This is a genomic window from Streptomyces bullii, assembly GCF_042657145.1.
Lineage (GTDB): Bacteria > Actinomycetota > Actinomycetes > Streptomycetales > Streptomycetaceae > Streptomyces > Streptomyces bullii.
In genome coordinates this window covers 98,081-118,983 of the sequence record NZ_JBHSNY010000002.1, presented here as the reverse complement: position 1 = coordinate 118,983, position 20,903 = coordinate 98,081, and the positions used below count along the sequence as shown (strand labels likewise).

At 72.7% G+C, this 20,903-nt stretch carries 19 protein-coding genes; 12 read left to right on the top strand and 7 right to left on the bottom strand.

Translation table 11 applies throughout. From position 1 onward, the window contains the following. Window positions 1-282: 282 nt before the first annotated feature. Complete coding sequence (locus ACFPZJ_RS04765; RefSeq protein WP_381017630.1) at window positions 283-501, top strand: alpha/beta fold hydrolase; 219 nt, start codon at window positions 283-285, stop codon at window positions 499-501. Here the strand turns inward: ACFPZJ_RS04765 and ACFPZJ_RS04760 are convergent. After that, complete coding sequence (locus tag ACFPZJ_RS04760) at window positions 443-2,323, bottom strand: alkaline phosphatase family protein (protein WP_381017627.1); 1,881 nt, start codon at window positions 2,321-2,323, stop codon at window positions 443-445. The two genes, ACFPZJ_RS04765 and ACFPZJ_RS04760, sit on opposite strands and share 59 nt — an antisense overlap. Window positions 2,324-2,440: 117 nt before the next feature. Further along, window positions 2,441-4,051, bottom strand: a complete 1,611-nt coding sequence (locus ACFPZJ_RS04755) for an acyl-CoA synthetase (protein WP_381017624.1) — start codon at window positions 4,049-4,051, stop codon at window positions 2,441-2,443. Between the two features lie 175 nt (window positions 4,052-4,226). Between ACFPZJ_RS04755 and ACFPZJ_RS04750 the strand changes: the two genes are divergently transcribed. The 8 genes from ACFPZJ_RS04750 to ACFPZJ_RS04715 all read left to right on the top strand — a co-directional run bounded on the left by ACFPZJ_RS04750 (window position 4,227) and on the right by ACFPZJ_RS04715 (window position 10,951). Next, window positions 4,227-5,027, top strand: coding sequence for a crotonase/enoyl-CoA hydratase family protein (locus ACFPZJ_RS04750; protein ID WP_381017621.1), 801 nt, complete (start codon window positions 4,227-4,229; stop codon window positions 5,025-5,027). 13 nt (window positions 5,028-5,040) lie between these two features. Beyond that, window positions 5,041-5,982: a Zn-ribbon domain-containing OB-fold protein gene (locus ACFPZJ_RS04745; RefSeq protein ID WP_381017618.1), complete on the top strand. Its 942-nt coding sequence runs from the start codon at window positions 5,041-5,043 to the stop codon at window positions 5,980-5,982. Next, on the top strand, window positions 5,979-7,028 hold the full coding sequence (locus ACFPZJ_RS04740) for a thiolase domain-containing protein (RefSeq protein ID WP_381017616.1): 1,050 nt from the start codon (window positions 5,979-5,981) through the stop codon (window positions 7,026-7,028). Before ACFPZJ_RS04745 ends, ACFPZJ_RS04740 begins: the two co-directional genes overlap by 4 nt. Beyond that, window positions 7,025-8,191, top strand: coding sequence for a thiolase domain-containing protein (locus ACFPZJ_RS04735; RefSeq protein ID WP_381017614.1), 1,167 nt, complete (start codon window positions 7,025-7,027; stop codon window positions 8,189-8,191). Before ACFPZJ_RS04740 ends, ACFPZJ_RS04735 begins: the two co-directional genes overlap by 4 nt. 127 nt (window positions 8,192-8,318) lie before the next feature. Then, the gene (locus ACFPZJ_RS04730) at window positions 8,319-8,561 is read left to right on the top strand and encodes a DUF397 domain-containing protein (protein WP_381017611.1); all 243 of its coding nucleotides are present in this window, start codon (window positions 8,319-8,321) and stop codon (window positions 8,559-8,561) included. A gap of 129 nt (window positions 8,562-8,690) precedes the next feature. Beyond that, complete coding sequence (locus tag ACFPZJ_RS04725) at window positions 8,691-9,590, top strand: universal stress protein (protein WP_381017608.1); 900 nt, start codon at window positions 8,691-8,693, stop codon at window positions 9,588-9,590. 699 nt (window positions 9,591-10,289) lie between these two features. Next, on the top strand, window positions 10,290-10,385 hold the full coding sequence (locus tag ACFPZJ_RS04720; RefSeq protein WP_381017605.1) for a hypothetical protein: 96 nt from the start codon (window positions 10,290-10,292) through the stop codon (window positions 10,383-10,385). A gap of 68 nt (window positions 10,386-10,453) precedes the next feature. After that, window positions 10,454-10,951 (top strand): hypothetical protein, encoded by a 498-nt coding sequence (locus tag ACFPZJ_RS04715; RefSeq protein ID WP_381017602.1) that lies wholly within the window; start codon window positions 10,454-10,456, stop codon window positions 10,949-10,951. Window positions 10,952-11,058: 107 nt separating this feature from the next. Here ACFPZJ_RS04715 and ACFPZJ_RS04710 read toward each other — a convergent pair whose 3' ends face one another. Continuing rightward, window positions 11,059-12,198 (bottom strand): aminoglycoside phosphotransferase family protein, encoded by a 1,140-nt coding sequence (locus tag ACFPZJ_RS04710; RefSeq protein WP_381017600.1) that lies wholly within the window; start codon window positions 12,196-12,198, stop codon window positions 11,059-11,061. A 232-nt stretch (window positions 12,199-12,430) separates the two neighbouring features. Here ACFPZJ_RS04710 and ACFPZJ_RS04705 point away from each other — a divergent pair, with 232 nt between their 5' ends. Next, window positions 12,431-13,924, top strand: a complete 1,494-nt coding sequence (locus ACFPZJ_RS04705; RefSeq protein ID WP_381017597.1) for a DNA-binding protein NsdB — start codon at window positions 12,431-12,433, stop codon at window positions 13,922-13,924. Between the two features lie 48 nt (window positions 13,925-13,972). Here the strand turns inward: ACFPZJ_RS04705 and ACFPZJ_RS04700 are convergent, their stop codons facing one another. Together ACFPZJ_RS04700 and ACFPZJ_RS04695 are read right to left on the bottom strand one after the other, a co-directional pair. Continuing rightward, window positions 13,973-15,385: a PP2C family protein-serine/threonine phosphatase gene (locus tag ACFPZJ_RS04700; protein WP_381017594.1), complete on the bottom strand. Its 1,413-nt coding sequence runs from the start codon at window positions 15,383-15,385 to the stop codon at window positions 13,973-13,975. A gap of 324 nt (window positions 15,386-15,709) precedes the next feature. After that, a complete protein-coding gene (locus ACFPZJ_RS04695) occupies window positions 15,710-16,804 on the bottom strand; it encodes a baeRF3 domain-containing protein (protein WP_381017592.1) in 1,095 nt (364 codons plus the stop codon). Between the two features lie 124 nt (window positions 16,805-16,928). Between ACFPZJ_RS04695 and ACFPZJ_RS04690 the strand changes: the two genes are divergently transcribed. Beyond that, window positions 16,929-17,300 carry a hypothetical protein gene (locus ACFPZJ_RS04690; protein ID WP_381017590.1) on the top strand — a complete coding sequence of 124 codons (372 nt, stop codon included), beginning with the start codon at window positions 16,929-16,931 and terminating at the stop codon, window positions 17,298-17,300. Window positions 17,301-17,361: 61 nt separating this feature from the next. Here ACFPZJ_RS04690 and ACFPZJ_RS04685 read toward each other — a convergent pair whose 3' ends face one another. After that, the gene (locus ACFPZJ_RS04685) at window positions 17,362-18,927 is read right to left on the bottom strand and encodes an alpha/beta hydrolase (RefSeq protein ID WP_381017587.1); all 1,566 of its coding nucleotides are present in this window, start codon (window positions 18,925-18,927) and stop codon (window positions 17,362-17,364) included. Window positions 18,928-19,188: 261 nt separating this feature from the next. Here ACFPZJ_RS04685 and ACFPZJ_RS04680 point away from each other — a divergent pair, with 261 nt between their 5' ends. After that, entirely contained in the window at window positions 19,189-19,866 is a 678-nt protein-coding gene (locus ACFPZJ_RS04680; protein ID WP_381017584.1) for a chaplin, read from the top strand. 145 nt (window positions 19,867-20,011) lie between these two features. Here ACFPZJ_RS04680 and ACFPZJ_RS04675 read toward each other — a convergent pair whose 3' ends face one another. Then, window positions 20,012-20,749: a class I SAM-dependent methyltransferase gene (locus ACFPZJ_RS04675; RefSeq protein WP_381017581.1), complete on the bottom strand. Its 738-nt coding sequence runs from the start codon at window positions 20,747-20,749 to the stop codon at window positions 20,012-20,014. Between the last annotated feature and the right edge of the window lie 154 nt (window positions 20,750-20,903).

Sequence of the window (20,903 nt, the reverse complement as noted above, 5' to 3'; positions counted from 1 at the left end):
ATTCGGTCGATCTTCTGGAGATCAGTAATCCAGCCGACCGGGTCCCAGGCAAGTGCGGGCACCGCACTTTTTCACCGCCTCGGCGAGTGCCTGGCACCTGGGGCGTGGACCAGCGAGCCGAGCGCAACGCCGCCGTCCGCCCTCCCTCCGCCGTATCGTGCCGTGACGAATCACGTTGCGGCCGGGGCCGGGGCACGTGAGGATCGGCGGCATGCCGCTCTTCCACGCCTGGGACGGAACCCCACTCGCCTGCCATGCGCGCGGTGACGGCGAGCCCTTTACATGGAGCGGATCACCCTGCCCACGCTGCTGATTGGGGGCGGACCGGAGAGCCTGATTCCGCAGAAGCACATCGCCGAGCTCGCCGGAGACCTTCCCGACGCCCGGCACATCACCCTCGAGGCGGGGCACCTCGTGCACCGGGCCCGGTCGCGGGAGTTCCTCAGGGCCGTCGAGGAGTTCCTGACGCCGCACCGCCCCGAGGACCGTACGCCGTCATGAACCGGTCGCGGAAGCTGTCCATACCCCACCGGGGAGCGTCCGGCGCGGGCTTGAGTCCGTCGGTCCAGTTCCAGTCGGCGACCCGCTCCAGCACCTTCTTGTCGTGGGCGACGATGGTGACGGGCACGTCCTTGCCGGTGTCCCCGGCGGTGACGGTGGGGACCGGCTGGTGGTCGCCCAGGAAGACGAGCACCGTGTCCTCGTCGCCGTAGCGTTCGACCCACTCGGTGAGGCTGCGCAGGGAGTACTCGATGGCGCGCCGGTACTCGGTGCGCACCCGCTCCGGGTCCTTCCAGACCTCCTTGGGGTCGGTGCCCTCCTTCTTGATCCGGTGGAACACCGAGCCGTCGCCGAGGTCCTCCCAGTCGATCATGCGGGCGATGGGCGACCAGGGGTTGTGGCTGGAGGCCAGGATGATCTCCGCCATGATCGGCTGACGGTCCTTCCTGCCGTGCTCCAGACGCTCGAAGGCCTCCATGCTGAACTGGTCGGGCACCGGCGTCCAGCTGAAGTACGGGCCGCGGTAGCCGAGGTGCTCGGAGTCGTAGATGTGGTCGAGGCCGAAGAACTCGCCCTCCGGCCAGGCCCGCCGCACCCCCGGCACGATCCCCACGGTCCGCCAGGCGCCCGTCTTCCCGAAGTACTTGGTGAGCGTCATACGGTCGCTGGTGGTCAGGCTCCGGTACCGCTGCTGGTTCTTGATCCACAGCCCGGACAGGAAGGTGGAGTGCGCCAGCCAGCTGCCGGCGCCCGTCACCGGCGACTTCAGCCAGCCGCTGCGCGACTCGAAACCGGCCGCCCGGAGCGAGGACGTGCCGTCCTTCAGCACCGCGTCGATCTGCTCGGCCATCGCCGGGTCGTCGATCGCGACACGGCCGTAGCTCTCGATGAAGGTGAACAGGACGTCCTTGCCGCGCAGCCCGGTCAGCAACCGGTCCGGCGGGGTGTCGGCGAAGGCGTCGACGGCGGCCTGCTTCTCGAAGACCCGCGCGTCCTTCAGCCCCGCCCGCACCTGCTCCACACGGTTGCCCAGGAACTCGGCGTTGCCCTTCGTGGCGAGCGGGACTGCGCCGACCTCCACGCCCAGGGTGACGCAGGTGATCCACGCGGTGCCGAGGACCAGCGTGGTACGGGCGGCTACGGGACGGTGGCGGACCATCAGGTTCGTCAGCCGCACCATCGCGAGCGTCATCAGCACGAGCACGGCGACGAACAGGACGATCACCGCGGCCACGGCCAGCACCTGCCCGCCTCGGCCGAACGTCTCCCTCAGGAAGTCCGTCGCGTCGTCCAGCAGGATCCAGTCCAGCACCAGGTCGAAGGGCCGGGCCAGCACCTGGTAGAAGCCCATGTCGACGAACTTCAGGATCGTGAGCAGACCGAGGAACAGGCCCGAGACCACGGCCGCGGCCCGCCGAGGCCTCGGCGGCAGCGCGAGCAGCAGGCCGGCGAGCAGGATGCCCTCGGCGGGGATGCGCAGGAACGCCCACAGGGAGAGCCGCTCCAGACGGTTCGGCAGGAGCATCGCGCACAGGACGAGAACCCCGGCCAGGACCGTCGTCGCCACGGCGACGCCTCGCGCCGCACGGGGATGACGCCGCCGCCAGCCGAACCATCGGGGCCGTACGGAGCCCACCGCCTGTCCGGCGGCCGGTGCGGTACCGTCGCCGCCCGTCTCCTCCGGCCCGGCGTCCGGCGCGGATGCGGCCGACTCGCCGTCCGTGTCCTCCTGTACGGCGTTCGCCGCGACCGACTCTCCGTCCGGGGCGGTCCCGCCCTCGGTGGTGTCCGGCAGCTGACGAGAGCGCGTGAAGAGCGACACCCGGAGGTCCTTCCGTGCGGTCGTGCGATGTGCATGGCAAACAGGGCCCGGTGACCGAGCCTGCCACCACCAGTACGTCCGCACGTCACCTTCGGTTCAACCCTCACCGCACGGGTTTCACCCGTCCGCCGCCACCGCCACCTCCCGCGCCCAGCGGTAGTCCGCCTTGCCGCTCGGCGACCGCCGCACGGACTCCGTGATCACCAGCCGGCGCGGGATCTTGTAACCGGCCAGACGTCTCCGGCAGTGCGTCTGGATGTCCTCCAGGGACGGCCTCGCCGCTCCCGCGCGCAGCTGCACGACGGCCGCCACGCGATGACCCCACCGGGGATCCGGCACCCCGGCCACCAGCGCGTCGTACACGTCCGGGTGGGACTTCAGGGCCTGCTCGACCTCCTCCGGGTACACCTTCTCGCCCCCGGTGTTGATGCACTGCGAGCCGCGACCGAGGACGGTGACCACGCCCTCCTCGTCGACGGTGGCCATGTCACCGAGCAGCACCCACCGCTCGTCCTCCCGCTCGAAGAACGTCTCGGCGGTCTTCACCGGGTCGTTGTAGTAGCCGAGCGGCACGTGCCCGCACTGGGCGATCCGGCCGATCTCGCCGACGGCGACCGGCTCGTGCGTGGCCGGGTCCACCACCCGCGTACGGGAGTGCACACGGATCCTGAAGCCCCGCTCGGGGCCCGCGTCCTCGGTCGCCGTGCCGTTGAAGCCGGACTCCGAGGAGCCGAAGTTGTCGAGCAGCAGCGCGTGCGGCACCAGGGCCTGGAACTGGCGTCGCACCGTGTCGGACATGATCGCGCCGGACGAGGACACACTGAACAGCGACGAGCAGTCCGTGCCCTTCATCGGTCCGCTCAGCGCGTCGACGAGCGGCCGGAGCATCGCGTCGCCCACCAGCGAGACGCTGCTGACCTTCTCCCTCTCGACGGTCCGCAGCACCTCCTCCGGGACGAACCCGCGGTGCACGACGACGCGTTGGCCGAAGTGGAAACCGATGAACGCCGTGAGGGTGGAGGTGCCGTGCATCAGCGGGGCGGTCGGGAAGAAGGTGATGCCGTCGCCGCCCGCCGCGACCCGTTCGGCCAGCTCCTCCGGCTTCTTGACCGGCTCGCCGGTCGGCGCGCCGCCGCCGAGCCCCGCGAAGAAGAGGTCCTCCTGACGCCACACCACGCCCTTGGGCATGCCGGTTGTGCCGCCGGTGTAGATGATGAACCGGTCGTCCCCCGAGCGTCGCGCGAACCCCCGCTGCGGCGACCCGGCGGCCTCGGCCTCCTCGAACCCCAGGGCGGACGCCCCGGACACCGGCGGTCCCACCCGTATCTGGTGCCGCAGCTTCTCCGTCCGCGGCAGCGCGGCCGTCACCCGGTCCGTGAACTCGGCGTCGAAGACCAGCGCCACCAGATCCGCGTCCCGGTAGAGGTACACCAACTCGTCTTCCACGTAGCGGTAGTTGACGTTGACCGGAACGAGCCGGGCCTTGAGGCAGCCGAGCACCGTCTGCAGGTACTCCACGCCGTTGTAGAGGTGGAGCCCGACGTGCTCCCCGGGGCGGAGGCCGCTGTCGAGCAGGTGGTGGCCGACCCGGTTGGCGGCGGCGTCCAGCTCCGCGTACGTCAGACGGCGCTCCGCGCCGGTGCCCGGGTGGTCGACGTACACGAGGGCCTCGCGGTCCGGCACCACGTCGACGACCGACTCGAACAGGTCCGCAAGGTTGTACTCCACCGCTCCTCCTGACCTTCGGCGGTCCGGGTCGCACCGGTTCGCCGGTCATCAGAGCAAAGGCCACCACAACTGTGAAGGGCCGGCGGCGAAGAAATCTGACTGACTGTCAGAAATCCCTTGAAGTGACTTCACGCCTCCTGCAACCTGTTCTCGTTCCTGCGGAGGGGAGACGGCGATGGCCGGCACCGAACACCTGACGGTACGACGCGAGGGCGCCACGCTCGTGCTCACCCTCGACAGGCCGGAAGCGAGGAACGCGCTCTCGCTGCCCATGCTCGTCGGTCTGTACGACGGCTGGATCGAGGCCGACACGGACGACGATGTCCGCTCGGTCGTGCTGACCGGCACCGGCGGCGCGTTCTGCGCGGGCATGGACCTCAAGGCCCTCGCGGGCGACGGCATGGCGGGACAGCGCTACCGGGACCGGCTCAAGGCCGACCCGGACCTGCACTGGAAGGCGATGCTGCGCCACCACCGCCCCCGCAAACCGGTCATCGCCGCGGTGGAGGGGTACTGCGTCGCCGGCGGCACGGAGATCCTCCAGGGCACCGACATCCGCGTCGCGGGCGAGTCCGCCACCTTCGGCCTGTTCGAGGTGAGGCGCGGACTGTTCCCGATCGGCGGCTCCACGGTCCGGCTGCCACGCCAGATCCCGCGCACCCACGCCCTGGAAATGCTGCTCACCGGCCGCCCCTACAGCGCCCGTGAGGCCGCCGCCATCGGTCTGGTCGGCCACGTCGTCCCCGACGGCACCGCGCTGACCAAGGCCCTGGAGATCGCCGAACAGATCAACGCCTGCGCACCGCTGGCCGTCGAGGCCGTCAAGGCGTCGGTGTACGAGACCGCCGGCATGACCGAGGCCGAGGGCCTCGCCGCCGAACTCGAACGGGGTTGGCCGGTCTTCGACACCGCCGACGCCGAGGAGGGCGCCCGCGCCTTCGCGGAGAAGCGACCGCCCGTCTACAAACGTGCCTGACGAGGGAGCCACCGTGCCCGAAGTCCTCACAGCCCCCCTGGTCGTGGAGTTCCCCTTCACCCGCTCCCTCGGCCCCGTCCAGAGCGCCTTCCTCACCGGTCTGCGCGAACGCGTCGTCCTGGGCGTACGGACCGGCGACGGACGCACCCTCGTCCCACCCGTCGAGTACGACCCCGGCACCGCCGAGGAGCTCCGCGACCTCGTCGAGGTTGCCCCCACCGGCACCGTCACCACCTGGGCCTGGAACCACGCCCCCCGCCGCGGCCAGCCCCTCGCCACCCCCTTCGCCTGGGTCCTGGTCCGCCTCGACGGGGCCGACACCGCCCTCCTGCACGCCCTCGACGCCCCCGGCCCCGACGCCGTCCACACCGGTATGCGGGTCCGCGTCCGCTGGGCCGAGGAGCGCTGCGGCGCCATCACGGACATCGCCTGCTTCGAACCGTACGACGGCGACCCGGCCCGACCCGCGGGCACCAGCGGCGAGTTCACCGACCCGGTCACCGGCATCGTCGCCCCCGCCCGCCTCGACTACACCTACTCACCCGGCCGCGCCCAGTCCGGCTACATCACCGCGCTCTCCGACCGCAGGATCGTCGGAGAGCGCTGCCCGCGCTGCCGCAAGGTGTACGTCCCGCCCAGGGGTGCGTGCCCCACATGTGGGACGCCCACAGACGAACAGGTCGAGGTGGGGCCGCGCGGCACAGTGACCACCTTCTGCATCGTCAACATCAAGGCGAAGAACCTCGACATCGACGTCCCGTACGTGTACGCCCACATCGCCCTGGACGGCGCCGACCTCGCACTGCACGGACGCATCGCCGGCATCCCCTACGACCAAGTGCGGATGGGGCTGCGCGTCGAACCGGTGTGGACGCGGGACGCCCGCTACCCCGACCACTACCGGCCGACCGGCGAACCCGACGCGGAGTACGACACCTACAAGGAGCTGCTGTGACCCGTCCCATCGCGGTCGTCGCCTTCGCCCAGACCGCCCACCGGCGCAGCAGCGAGGAGTCCTCCGAGGTCGAGATGCTCATGCCGGTCCTGCACGAGGTGCTCGACCGGACCGGCCTGAGGACCGCCGACCTCGACTTCACCTGCTCCGGCTCCAGCGACTACCTCGCCGGCCGTGCCTTCTCCTTCACCCTCGCCCTCGACGGCGTGGGCGCCTGGCCGCCGATCTCCGAGTCCCACGTGGAGATGGACGGCGCCTGGGCGCTGTACGAGGCGTGGACCAAAGTGCTGACGGGCGACGCCGAGACCGCGCTGGTCTACGCGTACGGCAAGTCCTCGCCCGGCTCCGTGCGCGACGTCCTGACCCGGCAGCTCGACCCGTACTACGTCGCCCCCCTGTGGCCCGACTCGGTCGCCCTCGCCGCCCTCCAGGCCCAGGCCCTCATCGACGCGGGCGAGACGGACGAACCCGCACTCGCCGCCGTGGCCACCCGCAACCGGGAGGCGGCGACCGCCAACTGCCATGCCCAGCTGCGCGGTTCCGTACCGCAGGGGGAGTACCTGGTACGGCCCCTGCGCACCGGCGACTGCCCGCCCGTCGGCGACGGGGCCGCCGCCGTCATCCTCGCGGCGGGGGAGCGGGCCCGCCGGCTGTGCGCCCGGCCCGCCTGGATCCGGGGCATCGACCACCGTGTCGAGGCACACTCGCTCGGCGTGCGCGACCTGACCGACTCGCCGTCCACCCGGCTGGCCGCCGAGCAGGCCGGTGCCTTCGAACGGCCCGTCGACACCGCTGAGGTGCACGCGCCCTTCACCTCCCAGGAGGTCATCCTGCGCAAGGCCCTCCGACTCGACGACACCGTGTGCGTCAACCCGTCCGGCGGCGCCCTGGCCGCTCACCCGATCATGGCCGCCGGCCTGATCCGCATCGGAGAGGCCGCCGCCCGCATCCACCGGGGTGCGTCCGACCGCGCCCTCGCCCACGCCACGTCCGGCCCCTGTCTGCAGCAGAACCTGGTCGCCGTACTCGAAGGGGATCCCCGATGACCAAGGAGCCCGTGGCCGTCGTCGGCGTCGGCCAGACCAAGCACGTCGCGGCACGCCGGGACGTCTCGATCGCCGGGCTGGTACGGGAGGCCGCTCAGCGGGCGCTCACCGATGCCGAGCTGACCTGGTCCGACGTCGATGCCGTCGTCATCGGCAAGGCGCCCGACTTCTTCGAGGGCGTCATGATGCCGGAGCTCTACCTCGCCGACGCGCTCGGCGCGGTGGGCAAGCCCATGCTCCGCGTCCACACGGCCGGCTCGGTCGGCGGATCGACCGCGCTGGTCGCCGCCACCCTGGTCGCGGCCCGCGTGCACGGCACCGTCCTGACCCTCGCCTTCGAGAAGCAGTCCGAGTCCAACGCCATGTGGGGCCTGTCCCTGCCGATCCCCTTCCAGCAGCCCCTGCTGGCCGGGGCGGGAGGCTTCTTCGCCCCGCACGTCCGCGCGTACATGCGCCGCAGCGCGGCGCCCGACACCATCGGCGCCCTCGTCGCGTACAAGGACCGGCGCAACGCCCTGAAGAACCCTTACGCCCACCTCCACGAGCCAGACGTCACGCTGGAGACGGTCATGGCCTCACCCATGCTGTGGGACCCCATCCGCTACTCGGAGACCTGCCCGTCCTCCGACGGCGCCTGCGCCATGGTCCTCACCGACCGCGCCGGAGCTGCCCGCGCACCACGCCCGCCCGCCTGGATGCTCGGCGGCGCGATGCGCAGCGAGCCGACCCTCTTCGCCGGCAAGGACTTCGTCTCGCCCCGCGCCGGCCGGGACTGCGCGGCCGACGTCTACCGGCAGGCCGGGATCACCGACCCGCGCCGCGAGATCGACGCCGCCGAGATCTACGTACCGTTCTCCTGGTACGAGCCCATGTGGCTGGAGAACCTGGGCTTCGCCGCCGAGGGCGAGGGCTGGAAGCTCACCGAGTCCGGCGTGACCGAGCTCGACGGGGACCTGCCGGTGAACATGTCCGGCGGTGTGCTGTCCACCAACCCCATCGGCGCGTCCGGCATGATCCGCTTCGCGGAGGCGGCGCTCCAGGTGCGCGGTCAGGCCGGGGACCACCAGGTGGACGGCGCCCGCAGGGTGCTCGGACACGCCTACGGCGGCGGATCGCAGTTCTTCGCCATGTGGCTCGTGGGATCCGACCCGCCGGACTCCTGAACCCGCCGGACCATGAACCCACCGGACTCCTGAAACGACGGTCACAAGGTCCCGCTCACGTGGCCTGTCGGGGGCAGGAACCGATCGCTAGGCTGGCCGCGGACGACGAGTCGGGAGGAGCACGGACGTGGCCGAGAGCACCACCCAGCAGCGCGCGCTCACGGGCTGGGACAAGCCGGACCTGGACCTCAGCAACGCGCAGTGGCAGTCCAGCAGCCGCGGCCTGGGGGATGTCCAGATCGCCTTCGTGGAGGGGTTCATCGCCATGCGGAACAGTGGCCGCCCGGAGAGCCCTTCTCTGATCTTCACGCCCGACGAGTGGGGCGCGTTCGTGTCGGGAGCCCGGGAAGGAGAATTCGACCTCACCTGATCCACCGGCCGATCCGGGGGTGTCCCGCCCGTTTTTCCGGACACGCGACCTGGGGACCTGCCCGGGGCCGCTGCCTGAGCCAGGCTGGCCCCGGGAGGGGAACGGTCGTACTCCGGAGGTGAGGAACCCATGAACACCCTGCCGGTCATCGCGGCGGTCGACGGTTCGGACGACAGCCTGCGCGCCCTGGAGTGGGCCCTCGACGCCGCCCGCCGGCGCGCGGCGCCCCTGCGGGTGGTGCACGTACGGCAGTACGCCCCCTGGGCACAGCCCGAGGTCCTGGCCGCCGCGCCGCCGACGGACGAGGACCCCGTGCTCGGACCGGTCCGCGCCCAGCTGGAAGGGCGCGCGGCCCGGCCGGTCACGGAGTACGTCGGACTGGAGGGCGCGCCGAGCGCGGTCCTTCCCGAACTCGGCTCCAGCGCCCAGTTGTTGGTGCTCGGCTCGCGGGGGCGGGGCGGCTTCGCCAGCCTGCTGCTCGGCTCCAAGGGCATGGCCTGCGCCCGAGACGCCGAGTGTCCCGTCGTCGTGGTGCCCCGGCCCGGGCGCGAGGTCCACGGCGAGGCGCCTGCCGGGCCCGGTCCCCGGGTGGTCGTCGGCCTGCACGCCGACAGCCCCGACGAGGCGACCCTCGCCTTCGCCTTCACCGAGGCCGCGCTGCGCGGCGCCCGGCTCCAGGTGGTCGCCGCCTACCCCTGGCCCGCGCAGCCCTGGCTGATCCCCGGGGAACTGCCCCCGCCGGTGATCGACCAGGAAGCCGTCGAGAACGAGACCAGCGCCCTCGCCGAAGGCTTCCTCGCCCCCCACCGGGAACGGCACCCCGACGTTCGGACCGACGTCCATGTGGCGCCGGGCGACGCGGCCGGACACCTCGTCGCCGCCTCGCGGGACGCCGAGCTGGTCGTCGTGGGCCGCCACCGGCGGCGCCTGCTGGCGCCGGCCCGCATGATGGGCTCCGTCACCCAGGCCGTCCTGCTGCACGCGGCGAGCCCGGTGGCGGTGGTGCCGCCGCAGCCGGCGGACGGCTGACCGACGACCCCACCGCGCCCGATCCACCGCGTCCGACCACCGCGCCCGATCCACCGCGCCCGATCCACCGCGTCCGACCACCGCGCCCGATCCACCGCGTCCGACCACCGCGCCCGATCCACGGCGCTCAAGGAAGCCAGCGCCCCCGTGCCGCGCCCCCGTCGCGACCCCTGTGAGCAGCGGGATGCGGGACTCGATCAGCGGGGGAGCCCGGATCGCCCTCGACCTGACCCTCACCATCCGCGGCGGTCACGGAGCGGTCGCCGACGACCTCGCCGAGCCGCTTCACCGCCTGGGTGCGCGCCCACCGGGACGCGACGCCGGACGCCGTGCGCTTCACCGACGGCGCGGGCCTCGACGCCGTGCGCTTCACCGCCGACGGCGCGGGCCTCGACGCCGTGCGCGACCTGCGGCCGCCGGCCGCGCCCTGTTCGCCCCCGCCGTGCGGCCCACCGACCCGAGCCCCGCGGACGCGACCCGCCTGCTGCCCGTACCCGAGGCCGTACGCCGCCTCAACGAGGCCGCCGCCCGTAAGCCGACCGTCCCCGTGCCGACCTGGCCGCAGGAGGCCGTGCCCGCCGTGGACCGGCGGCCCGTACGCGGCACCGGCGACCTGACCGCCGCGCTCGCGCACGCCGTGATCATTTTTCCTCGCGAGAGACGGCGGAGCGGCTGCGCGCCTGCCACGCGCCGCGCTGCGTGCGGTACTTCCGCGAGGAGCACCCTCGCCAGGAGTGGTGCAAGCCGTCCTGCGGCAACCGGCCCGGATGGCCCGCCACCACGGGCGGCAGCTGAGCACCGCACAGCGGGAACCAGTGCCGCCCACCCGACAGACGACATGCCCGGGCACGTACCATGGCGGCATGTCGTTCCTCCGCCGCCGCAGTGCCACTCCCGCCGGGCCCGACTTCGACGTACTGGCCATGGACCCGGGCGACTGGCCCGGCAACCTGGGCGCCGGGCTGCTGCCCGCCCCCGACGGCACCTGCCAGGGCGTCTTCCTGCGCTACGACCTGTTCGGCGGCCGAGGCCCCGCGATGATCATCGGCAATCTGCCGGAGGGCTCGCCGGCCCGCGACCTTCCCGAAGGGCAGGTCCCCTTCGAGGTGGCCCAGCTGCTGCTGGCCCTGGAGAACGACGAGGAGGTGACCGTCGTCGGCACCGAGGACGTGCCGGTGATGCAGGGTGACAACCTGCTGATCGTGCGCCGCGTCAAGCTCTCCGAGAGCCGGATCTCCTGCGTGCAGTTCGACCGCAGCGACAACGTCCTGGTGACCATCGCCGCCTGGGACCGTCCCATCACCGACGATCTGTACGCCCTGCTCAAGCCGCTGCCCGCGGAGCTGTTCCAGCAGGGCTGAGCCACGGACGCGAGGAGGGCGGGGCCCGGCGGCCCCGCCCTCCTCGCGTCACCGCACGAAGGTCCGCGGTGCGCCCCTGTCAGGCGCACCGCGGACCGCCGGCCCCGTCAGCGAGTGCCGACGGCCGCGCGTACGGCCCGGCGGGCCAGCTGGCAGTCGTCGTGCAGCCGCCGTAGCAGCAGCCGCTGTTCCTCGCCGGACGGCGCAGCACCAGGATGGGCCGTACCCGGTGCCGCCGGGGTCGCGTCGTGCAGGGAACGCTGCACGGCCGTCTCGTAGGTGCGGATCTCACGGGTCAGCACGAGCATCAGGTTCACCAGGAAGGCGTCACGCGACGCCGGTCCCGCCTGCTGTGCGATCTGGCTGATCTGCCGCCGCGCCACCGGTGCGTCCCCGAGCACCGACCACAGCGTCGCCAGGTCGTAGCCCGGCAGGTACCAGCCCGCGTGCTCCCAGTCCACCAGCACTGGACCGGCCGGTGAGAGCAGGATGTTCGAGAGCAGTGCGTCGCCGTGGCAGAACTGGCCCATGCCCTGCCGCCCGGCCGCGTGCGCGATGCCGTGCAGCAGCTTCTGCAGGTCGCCCATGTCGCGGTCGGTGAGCAGGCCCAGCTCGTGGTACCGGGAGATCCGCGCCGCGTAGTCCAGCGGGGCGTCGAACGTGCCCGCCGGCGGCCGCCAGGCGTTCAGCCGGCAGATCGCGCCGAGTGCCGCCCTGATGTCCGCCCGCGGCGGTGCCTCCGCCGGGTGCCGCTGGAGTGCCGCCACCCGGCCGGGCATCCGCTCGATGACGAGTGTGCAGTTGTCCGGGTCCGCCGCGATCAGCCGGGGCGCCCGCGCGGGCGGGCGGTGCCGGACGAACGTGCGGTACGCCGCTATCTCGTGGCGGATCCGCTCGGCCCACACGGGGGAGTGGTCCAGTAAACACTTGGCGACGGCCGTGCTGCGGCCGGTCGTGCCGACCAGGAGCACGGAGCGTCCGCTGCGGCGGAGCACCTGCACCGGAGCGAACTCCGGGCAGATCCGGTGCACCGACGCGATCGCCGTGCGCAGCTGGGCGCCCTGGGGACCGGACAAGTCGAGTCTCCCGCTGAGCGGTTGGGTGCCGGGCCCCGCGGCGCGCCGCGGCCTGCCCGCGCCGAGCACGGGCGCCGCCTGGCGTGCGGGGGCGAGGTAGGGGCCGCTGTCCGTGGGACGGGGGCGCAGCGACCGGGGCGGGGCGGACACGGAGGACGATGCTGCGTACATGGGCGATACAGATCCCTTCGTGTGCCTGCGAGGTCGTGCGCCACCCGGCCCGGCCGCCCGGGAGCACCCTGGGGAATGTCCCGGCGGCGACCGGGTCGGGGTGGCGCTTTCCTACCTGACACCCGATGCCCGGTGGCACACCATCTGGCGCACCCTGGCGAACCCTGGCGAATAGTCGCCCGGCAACTGTGGCCGGGCTACTGTCAACTCAGCCGAGAACCTGGGGGCTTACGTGAGCGGACAACCCAACACCCGGCTCGCGGACCTGTTCGGCCTGGCCGGCTGGTCCAAGGGCGAACTCGCGAGGCTGGTCAACAAGCAGGCGGCGGCCATGGGCCACCCGCAGCTGGCGACCGACACCTCCCGGGTGCGGCGGTGGATCGACATGGGAGAGATCCCGCGCGATCCGGTGCCGCGGGTGCTGGCGGCTCTGTTCACCGAGCGTCTCGGCCGTGTCGTGACCATCGAGGACCTCGGTCTGGTCCGGCACGGGCGTGCGGGGAAACGGCAGGGCGGCGGGAGTGCGGACACTCCCTACGGAGTGCCGTGGGCGCCCGAGCGGACGGCGGCGGTCCTCACCGAATTCACGGGAATGGACCTCATGCTCAACCGACGCGGCTTGGTGGGTGCGGGTGTCGCACTCACCGCGGGATCCGCACTCAGCAGCGCCATGCACGACTGGCTGCACACCGACCCTGCCCTGGCTGCCGACGCTCCCGATCTCGACAATCCCCTGCACGCCGACCCCGCTGGGTTCGACCGTTACGAGGCCGCCCCCATCGGGTCGCAGGAGATCGAGGAACTGGAGCGTTCGGTCGAGGTGTTCCGCGCCTGGGACGCGGCCCGCGGCGGCGGGCTCCAGCGCAAGGCGGTCGTGGGCCAGCTCAACGAGGTGGGCGGCATGCTCGCCTACCGGCACCCACCCCATCTGCAGCGGCGCCTGTGGGGCGTCGCCGCCAACCTCGCGGTCCTCGCGGGCTGGATGTCGCACGACGTGGGCCTGGAACCCACGGCGCAGAAGTACTTCGTCATCGCCGCCCACGCGGCCAGGGAGGGCGGCGACCGGCCCCGCGCCGGGGAGGCGTTGTCCCGCGCGGCCCGCCAGATGGTGCACCTGGGCCGGCCCGACGACGCCCTCGACCTGATGAAGCTCGCCCAGTCCGGCTCCGGCGACGAGGTGCTGCCGCGCACCCGGGCGATGTTCCACACCATCGAGGCCTGGGCGCAGGCGGCGATGGGCAAGGGGCAGGCGATGCGCCGCACCCTGGGGAAGGCGGAAGACCTCTTCGTCTCCGACAAGCGCGACGTGGAACCACCGGACTGGATGCAGCTGTTCGACGAGGCGGACCTGTACGGCATGCAGGCCCTGTCCTACCGCACGCTGGCGGAGTTCGAGCCGGCCGCGGCCGTGCACGCCCAGTACTACGCGGAGAGGGCCCTGGAGCTGCGGATCGACGGACGGGAGCGGTCGAAGATCTTCGACCATCTGTCGATGGCGTCCGCCTGCTTCATCGCCGACGACCCCGAGCAGGCGGACCGGTACGCCCGGCTCGCTCTGATGTCGATGGGGACGAACTCCTCCCGTCGCACCTGGGACCGGCTGCGCCAGATGTACCGGCTGACCGCCGAGTACGCCGGCTATCCGAAGATCCAGGAACTGCGGGAGGAGATCAAACTGGCCCTGCCGAAGCCGAGGGCGAAGGGAGGCGACAGCGCACCGGCATGAGCGCACAGGCACAGGGGGACTGTGCGCCGGCTCTCCCGGCCGCTCCGACTACGACGCCACCCTGGCCACGAGTAAGCAGGCGTCGTCCGCTCGTTCCGTCTCGCCGAACTCCTGGGCGATCATCCGTACGCAGTCCTGCGCGGTGCGGCCCTCGGCGAACCGCGCGGCCATGTCGAGGAGCAGGTCCGTGGCCTGTGTGCCGCCGTGTCCGGGCACCAGCCCGTCCGTGCGGAGGAGCAGCAGGTCGCCCACCCGGAGCGTCTCTTCGGCCTGCCCGTACGCGGCGCCCGTGGTGGCGCCGAGCAGGACGCCGTCCGGCGCGTCGAGCACGCGCCCCGTCCCGTCGCGGAACAGCAGCGGGGCGGGGTGCCCGGCCTGCGCCCACACCAGGGTGCGCGTGCCGGGCCGGTACCGGCAGCACACGGCGCTGCCCAGGGCCGGCTCCGCGGTGGCGTCCACCAACTGGTTGAGCAGGGCCAGCAGCGCACCGGGCTGGGTGCCCGCCATCGCCATGCCGCGTACGGCGCCCAGCAGCATGGCCATGCCCGAGGTGACGGCGACGCCGTGCCCGGTCAGGTCCCCGACGCTGAGCAGTGTCTCGCCGTCGGGCAGTTCGATCGCGTCGTACCAGTCGCCGCCGATGAGGGTGCTCGTCGACGACGGCAGGTAGTGGGCCGCGAGGTCCAGGGTGCGCGGACCCTGGCGCGGGAGCCGCAGGGAGCCGCGCCACGGCGGCAGCACGGCTTCCTGCAACTCGACCGCGAGCCGGTGCTCGGCCTGCGCGTCGCGCCGGTGGCGGGCGAGCGAGTCACGGGTCTCGCTCTCCACGCGCTGGCTGCGGCGCAGTTCGCTGACGTCCCGCAGTACGGCCCACATGGAAGCCGTGCCGCCGTCGGCGTCGAGCACCGGTTCGCCCATCATGTGCACGGTCCGGATCTCGCCGTCCGGGCGTACGACGCGGAACTCGCCGTCGATGGGCCGGGCGTCGACGAGGCAGTCCGTGACCATCGCGGTCAGCCTGGGACGGTCCTCGTCGTGCACCAGCGAGGGCAGTTCGTCGAGGGTGAGCGGGGGAGCGGCGGGGTCGCGGCCCAGGATCGCGTAGAGCTCCCCGGACCAGTCGGCCCCGTCCGTCAGCAGGTTCCACTCCGCGGTGCCGACCCGGCTGAGCAGCGCGGGGTGCCGGGCCGCGGCCCGGACGGGGGGCGCCGTCTCGGGCGCGGGCAGTGGACCGTCCCGCAGCTGTGCCAAGTGCTGGTCCAGATCGTGGAGTTGGTGCAGCGCCAGGTCGCACAGCGCGCGCTGCCACCGTTCCCGCGGGTCCGATCCGTCGCCTCGCGCGTCGCGCCGTACGGCGTCGACCTCGCCCTTGAGCCGCCGCGCCTGCGAGATGAGCGCGTCGACCGAGCCGCGTCCTGGCGGCTGGGCGGCTGGGCGGTCCGCGGAGAGGTGGGACGGCATGAGGCACTCCGATGCGGGAACGGTACGGCCAAGGCGGACGGAGGGACCGCTACGACTGTCGCACAGCCCGCGACGCGCTGTAAGGGATTTGGCAACACACGATCGGGCGGTGCTTCTGGCATATGCCACTGTCTTCACGGGATGATTCCGCGGTGCGTTCGGAGGACGTCGCCGAGCGGATCAAGTCGTGGGCATGGTACGCGACTTGGCGGATGGCGGGGCGCGTCGGTGTCGCGCTCACCCGTGTGTTCGAGGGTCCGGTGTTCCCTGTGGCGCGTCCGTCAGGACGGTCACGCTGCGTAGTTTCCGTCGGCTGCCCGGCGGTCAGTACCGCAGTACCCCGGCGATCCCGGACGCGTCCCCCAGCGTGCCGTCCGGTACGAACCGGACGTCGGCGCCGGTCGCCAGACACTGCTCCACGATCTCGTCCACGATGTCGTCGCGGGCGTCGAGATCGCCGCTCTGGGCGGGAATCAGGTGGTCACCGGCGTCGACCACCGTCATGCGGTAGTTCTCCTCGACGGCCAGCAGCCGGACGCGGCCCTCCCGGGCGCTGCGCCACAATTCGTCGACACCCGCCGCGAACTCCCGGCGGCTCCGGGCGGATTCGAGCGCCCGGGCCACGGTTTCGGCGCTCTTGCGGACCTCGGCCTCGATCACCGGACGCACGGTCTGCCACACCGTCTCGGGGCCGGCGTCCGCGAGCCCGCCGCGCGGGACGTGCACCGCGTGCTGGGCGACGCTGCCGACCTCGTCCAGCAGGGACAGGGCGGCGGGCTGGCCGGTGAGGTACAGGGGCCGCGGGTGGTCGCGCAGGACCGCGCTCATCGCGGTGTCGGCCTCGCGCAGGAACCGGCGGGTGCTCTCGTCACGGAAGGCGCTCGGCGGGTCACCGATCCGCTCCACCCGTTCGGGGTCGAAGTTCTCCACGCTCCTGGTCAGCGGGAAGCCGCCGGTGCGCTCCTCCACGACGTGGCCCGCCCCGCCGTTCCACAGCGTGACGCGGTCGGCGGCGAGCGAGAGCACCCAGAACGGCCGCTCGGCGGTCTGCGCGGAGACGAGGTTGCGGGTCAGGAAGGTGTTCGAAAGCACCACACGCTCGGGCACGGGCCGCGCGAGCGACCACACCTGGTGCTCACCCGGGGCGGCGAAGATCACCAGGCCGTCCTCGGCGTGCGTCAGGTCGACCTCGGTCAGGGCCCGGTCGAGTTCCCGGGTGACCGCGGCGCGGCGTTCCCGGCTGACCGCGGGATCGGCCTCCAGCTGCTTCTTGGCCTCGGCCACCGCGTTGCGGAGCCGGACCTGGTCCTGGGCGTGGTAGGGCTCGCGCCGGTGCGTCGGGGTCAGCACGGACACCGCGGGGTAGGGGCGCGGACGCCGTAGCTCGGCGAGGGTCGCGGGACTGAGATCGTGCTCCATGACAGCACCATAGGACTGATTCGCCTGTAGGGCATTTGGGGCAATTCTCCGGTCCGGTGGCGCACCGGTGGAGCTCTGGCCGGAGCGGTCGCACGGGTGCACGCTGGTGGCGGAGGTGACGGCGATGGCACGTCTGATCGTCGACGCAGAGGACGTCGCCGTCCGGCTGACCTGGCGGGAAGGGCTCGTGGCCCGGTGCCGTGAGGTGCGGGTGCCGTTGGCGGACGTGCAGGCGGTGCGGGTCGAGCCGGACTGGTGGCGCGGCCTGCGCGGCGTCCGGCTCACCGGCCGCTGCCGTCCCGGCCGCTTCTGCCTGGGCGAACGGCGACACGCCTTCGGCCGGGACTTCGCCGCGGTGCGCGCAGGCGTTCCCGTCGTGCTCGTGGACCTGTGGCGGCCGGAGCCCTACGCCCGTCTGGCCGTCTCCGTGCCGGACGCCGAACAGGTCGCCGAGGAGCTGCGCCGGCGGGCCGCCACGAGCATCCGAGAACTGTAGATGGCTGGTGCAGCCAGTTCGTCGGCCTCCGTGTCCGTACGACGGACAGGGGCCAGAGGCCTCAGGCGTCGTGCTCGGAGCCGCAGGAGCTGCCGCTGCGCGGCAGGGAGCCGTACAGCAGGAAGTCCTCGACCTTGCGCTGCACGCACGCGGAGGACCCGTAGCCGGTGTGGCCCTCGCCCCGGTTGTCGAGCACCACCGCCGAGGAGCCGAGCCGCTCGGCCGTCTCCACCGTCCAGCGGTACGGCGTGGCCGGGTCGCCGCGGGTGCCGACCAGCAGCATCCTGGGCGTGTCGACGTCCTTCACCTTCTCCCGGATGAAGTCGGTGCCCTTCGGACGGCCGTAGCACATGAGGATCTGGGTGAGCCGGTACCGCCCGAAGACCGGCGACGCCTTCTCGTACCTGGCGCGCAACCGGGCGAGGTCGCGCTCGACCTGTCCGGCGGCGGGGCGGTCGGGGTCGTCCGCGCAGTTGACCGCCATCAGCGCCGCCGGCAGGTTGTCCAGGGGCACGTCCTGCTCGTCGACGAGACCCCCGTCGGCCTTCCGCCGCACCGGGAGCGTCACGCCGCCGGTGCCGAAGGCCTCCACGCCCCGGGTGTCGCCGTCCTCCAGCAGTTGCGCCAGGGCGCGTTCCAGCAGGGGCCACAACTCCCGGCTGTACAGGCCCTGTCCTATGGCGCCCGCGAGGTCCTGCCCGGAGAACTCGTTGCCGAAGTCCGTCGGCACCGGCTCCGCGTCGAGCGAGCGCACCAGGCGGACGACCTGCTCCCGGGCGGCGCGCGGGTCCTGTCCGAACGGGCAGGTGATGGTCTTCGTGCACCAGGTGAGGAAGTTCTCCAGGGCGGTCTGCTGGCCCTGCGCGCCCACCAGGGCCTGCTCGGCCAGCGGTTCGGTCAGCGTGTCCACGCCGTCCAGCACGAACCGGCCCACCTTGTCGGGGAACTGGGCCGCGTACACCGCACCGAGGCGCGTCCCGTAGGAGAAACCGAGGTAGTTGAGTTTCTTGTCGCCGAGCGCCTGGCGCATCACGTCCAGGTCGCGTGAGGCGTTCACCGTGCCTATGTGACGCAGGACGGGGCCCGAGTGCGCGGCGCACTCGGCGGCCGCCTCGCGCAGCGTCCCGAGCACGGCCTGCGGATCGGAGCTCGCCCCGCCGCCCGTCGCCTCCAGGGCGTCGTCGGAGGCGTCGCCGCAGCTGACCGGCGAGGACCGGCCGACGCCGCGCGGATCGAAGGCCACCACGTCGTAGCCCTCCGTCAGGCCCATGAACTCCTCGCCGGCGAGGGCGAGTTCGCTCACGCCCGAGCCGCCGGGACCGCCGAAGTTCAGCAGCACCGAGCCGCGCGACGTGCCCGTGGCCCGGTACCGGGCGAGCGCCAGGTCGAGGGTGCCCGCCCCGGGCCGGGAGTAGTCGAGGGGAACGGTGACCTTGCCGCACTGCAGTTCCCTGGGCACGTCCGCGCCCTCGCACGCCGACCATCTGACTTTCTGGCGGTAGAACCGCGTCAGGTCGGACCGCGCGTCACCGGCGGCCGGCAGCCCCGCACCGAGCAGCACCAGGGCGACCGCGCCGGTGACCGCGCAGCGCCCGACCGGGGGTCGCGTTGACAGCTTGGCCAGCATGAATGCCTCCAGGGACGCCCCACAGCGGACCGGGAACCGGCGTCCTCGCTCACCATAAGTGCGCCCCGAAGACCGCGCCTGTCGGACGGGCGGGACCGTGCCGCGTCCCCTGCCCCGCGCATACGACGGGTTTTACCGGTAGTTCGACAACCCTGACGCTCGATGGAGTGAAAGGCAGACAAGCCATAACTCGGATGGTTCGCCCGCGTTCTACCCGGTGCGGGCGAGCGCCCGCGACCATGTCTGGAAGGCAGGGAACCTATGAGACGGGTTACCCGAAACGGTGTGATCGCCGTCGCCGCCGCGTCGGGCGCGATGGCCGTGGCACTGCCGGCGTACGCCGACTCCGGGGCGAACGGCTCCGCGGCCGGCTCGCCCGGCCTGATCTCCGGCAACACCGTCCAGCTCCCGGCGCACGTCCCGGTGAACGCGTGCGGGAACACCGTGAACGTGGTGGGACTCCTCAACCCGGCCGCGGGCAACCGCTGCGCCGACCACGACGGGGACGGCGCGTCCGGCGGAGCGGCCGCCGAGGCCGGGGCACAGGATTCACCGGGTGTGATCTCCGGCAACGCTGTGCAGATGCCCGTGCACCTGCCGGTGAACGTCAGCGGCAACACCGTCGACGTCGTCGGCGTCGGCAACGCCTCCACCGGCAACGACTCCTCCGACGGCCCCGGTGAGAGCCCCGCTCGCCCGGCCGGCCCCGACCGTCCCGCCGACCCCGACCGTCCGGCGCGTCCCGACGGGCCGGAGCCGCCGGCACCGCCGCGCGCCCGTACCGCACCCGAGCCGGCGGCGCTCACCCCGCCGCGCGCGACGGGCTCCCTCGCCCACACGGGTGCCGACCACACCCTGCCCGTCCTCGGCGCGAGCGCGGCGCTCGTCGCGGGAGGAGTCGTCCTGCGGCGGCGCTTCCGCCCCAGGGGGCAAGGCTGACCGACCGCACCGCCGACCGCGTCTCGCTGACTCCGTCGGCCGCCCCCCGTGAGCCACGCCGGGCGCGTCACGGCGGGACACCACGGACAGAAGGTTCCGTCGGCCGGGTGACCGGCGGGGCCTTGGACCACTCCCTCGGCAGGGCTCAGGCGACCGCTCCCGCCACCCCCGTCAGCAGCACCATCCCGGAGTCCCCGTAGTCCGGCAGCGTCGGATCGGGGTCGATGTGCGTGACCGTCAGCTCCCTGGTCAGCGGTGCGAACACCTCCCGCACCGCGTCCGGATCCACCGGGCAGCCCGGCCAGCGCGACGCGGGCCCGATCCGGTGGGTCGGCATGTCCTCCATGAACGCGGCCACCAGGTACCCGCCGGGCACGACACAGCGGACGAAGGCGCGGCAGAAGGCGGTGAACTCCGCGAAGTCCTCGGTCGCGCCCTCGGCCAAGAAGTGCATCGACGCCAGGCCGTACAGCCCGGCGGGCAGGGTGCGGACATCGGCGTGGACGACGTACACCGGCGCCAGCGCCTTGGCCAGCGTCGCGGGGACGGCGGGGTTGAGCTCCCGGCACAGCGCGTGGAACGGCAGCCAGCTCGCGTCGGGCCGGTGGAGGATCTGCTCCTCCAGGTAGGCGACGTTGCTCGCCCCCGCCTCCACGGCGTCGATCCGGCGGCTCACCGCGGACGCCAGGATCAGCGGGAACAGGTTGGGCCCGGCGCCGAACTCCACGGAACGGGCGACGCTGCCGGGCGCGAGACGCCGGTAGAAGGCGGAGTGGTGCGCGATGACCGCGGCGTCCGCGGGATGCACCTCCCGGTAGTTCTCCGCGAGGTAGTCGGCGACCGGCCAGCGGTTCCAGTCCACGTCGTCGTTGTGCGTGATCATGGCCGTCTCCGCCCTCCGTGGCCGCTCGGCCCTGCGGACGCAACGGGTCACGCCCGGGCAGCCGGGCCGGCATCACCCGGCAGCCGGGTCGGCGTCCCGGTCGGCGGCCCGTGTTCGGGGGCTCACCCCTGGTCTGATTCCTGTCGATCGTAGG

Bases quoted from the DNA above. Each gene is read 5' to 3' on its own strand.
- ACFPZJ_RS04685 (WP_381017587.1), bottom strand. From the start codon at position 18,927: ATGCTGGCCAAGCTGTCAACGCGACCCCCGGTCGGGCGCTGCGCGGTC.
- ACFPZJ_RS04695 (WP_381017592.1), bottom strand. From the start codon at position 16,804: ATGGAGCACGATCTCAGTCCCGCGACCCTCGCCGAGCTACGGCGTCCG.
- ACFPZJ_RS04725 (WP_381017608.1), top strand. From the start codon at position 8,691: ATGAACACCCTGCCGGTCATCGCGGCGGTCGACGGTTCGGACGACAGC.
- ACFPZJ_RS04680 (WP_381017584.1), top strand. From the start codon at position 19,189: ATGAGACGGGTTACCCGAAACGGTGTGATCGCCGTCGCCGCCGCGTCG.
- ACFPZJ_RS04690 (WP_381017590.1), top strand. From the start codon at position 16,929: ATGGCACGTCTGATCGTCGACGCAGAGGACGTCGCCGTCCGGCTGACC.
- ACFPZJ_RS04750 (WP_381017621.1), top strand. From the start codon at position 4,227: ATGGCCGGCACCGAACACCTGACGGTACGACGCGAGGGCGCCACGCTC.
- ACFPZJ_RS04735 (WP_381017614.1), top strand. From the start codon at position 7,025: ATGACCAAGGAGCCCGTGGCCGTCGTCGGCGTCGGCCAGACCAAGCAC.
- ACFPZJ_RS04715 (WP_381017602.1), top strand. From the start codon at position 10,454: ATGTCGTTCCTCCGCCGCCGCAGTGCCACTCCCGCCGGGCCCGACTTC.
- ACFPZJ_RS04675 (WP_381017581.1), bottom strand. From the start codon at position 20,749: ATGATCACGCACAACGACGACGTGGACTGGAACCGCTGGCCGGTCGCC.
- ACFPZJ_RS04700 (WP_381017594.1), bottom strand. From the start codon at position 15,385: ATGCCGTCCCACCTCTCCGCGGACCGCCCAGCCGCCCAGCCGCCAGGA.
- ACFPZJ_RS04710 (WP_381017600.1), bottom strand. From the start codon at position 12,198: ATGTACGCAGCATCGTCCTCCGTGTCCGCCCCGCCCCGGTCGCTGCGC.
- ACFPZJ_RS04765 (WP_381017630.1), top strand. From the start codon at position 283: ATGGAGCGGATCACCCTGCCCACGCTGCTGATTGGGGGCGGACCGGAG.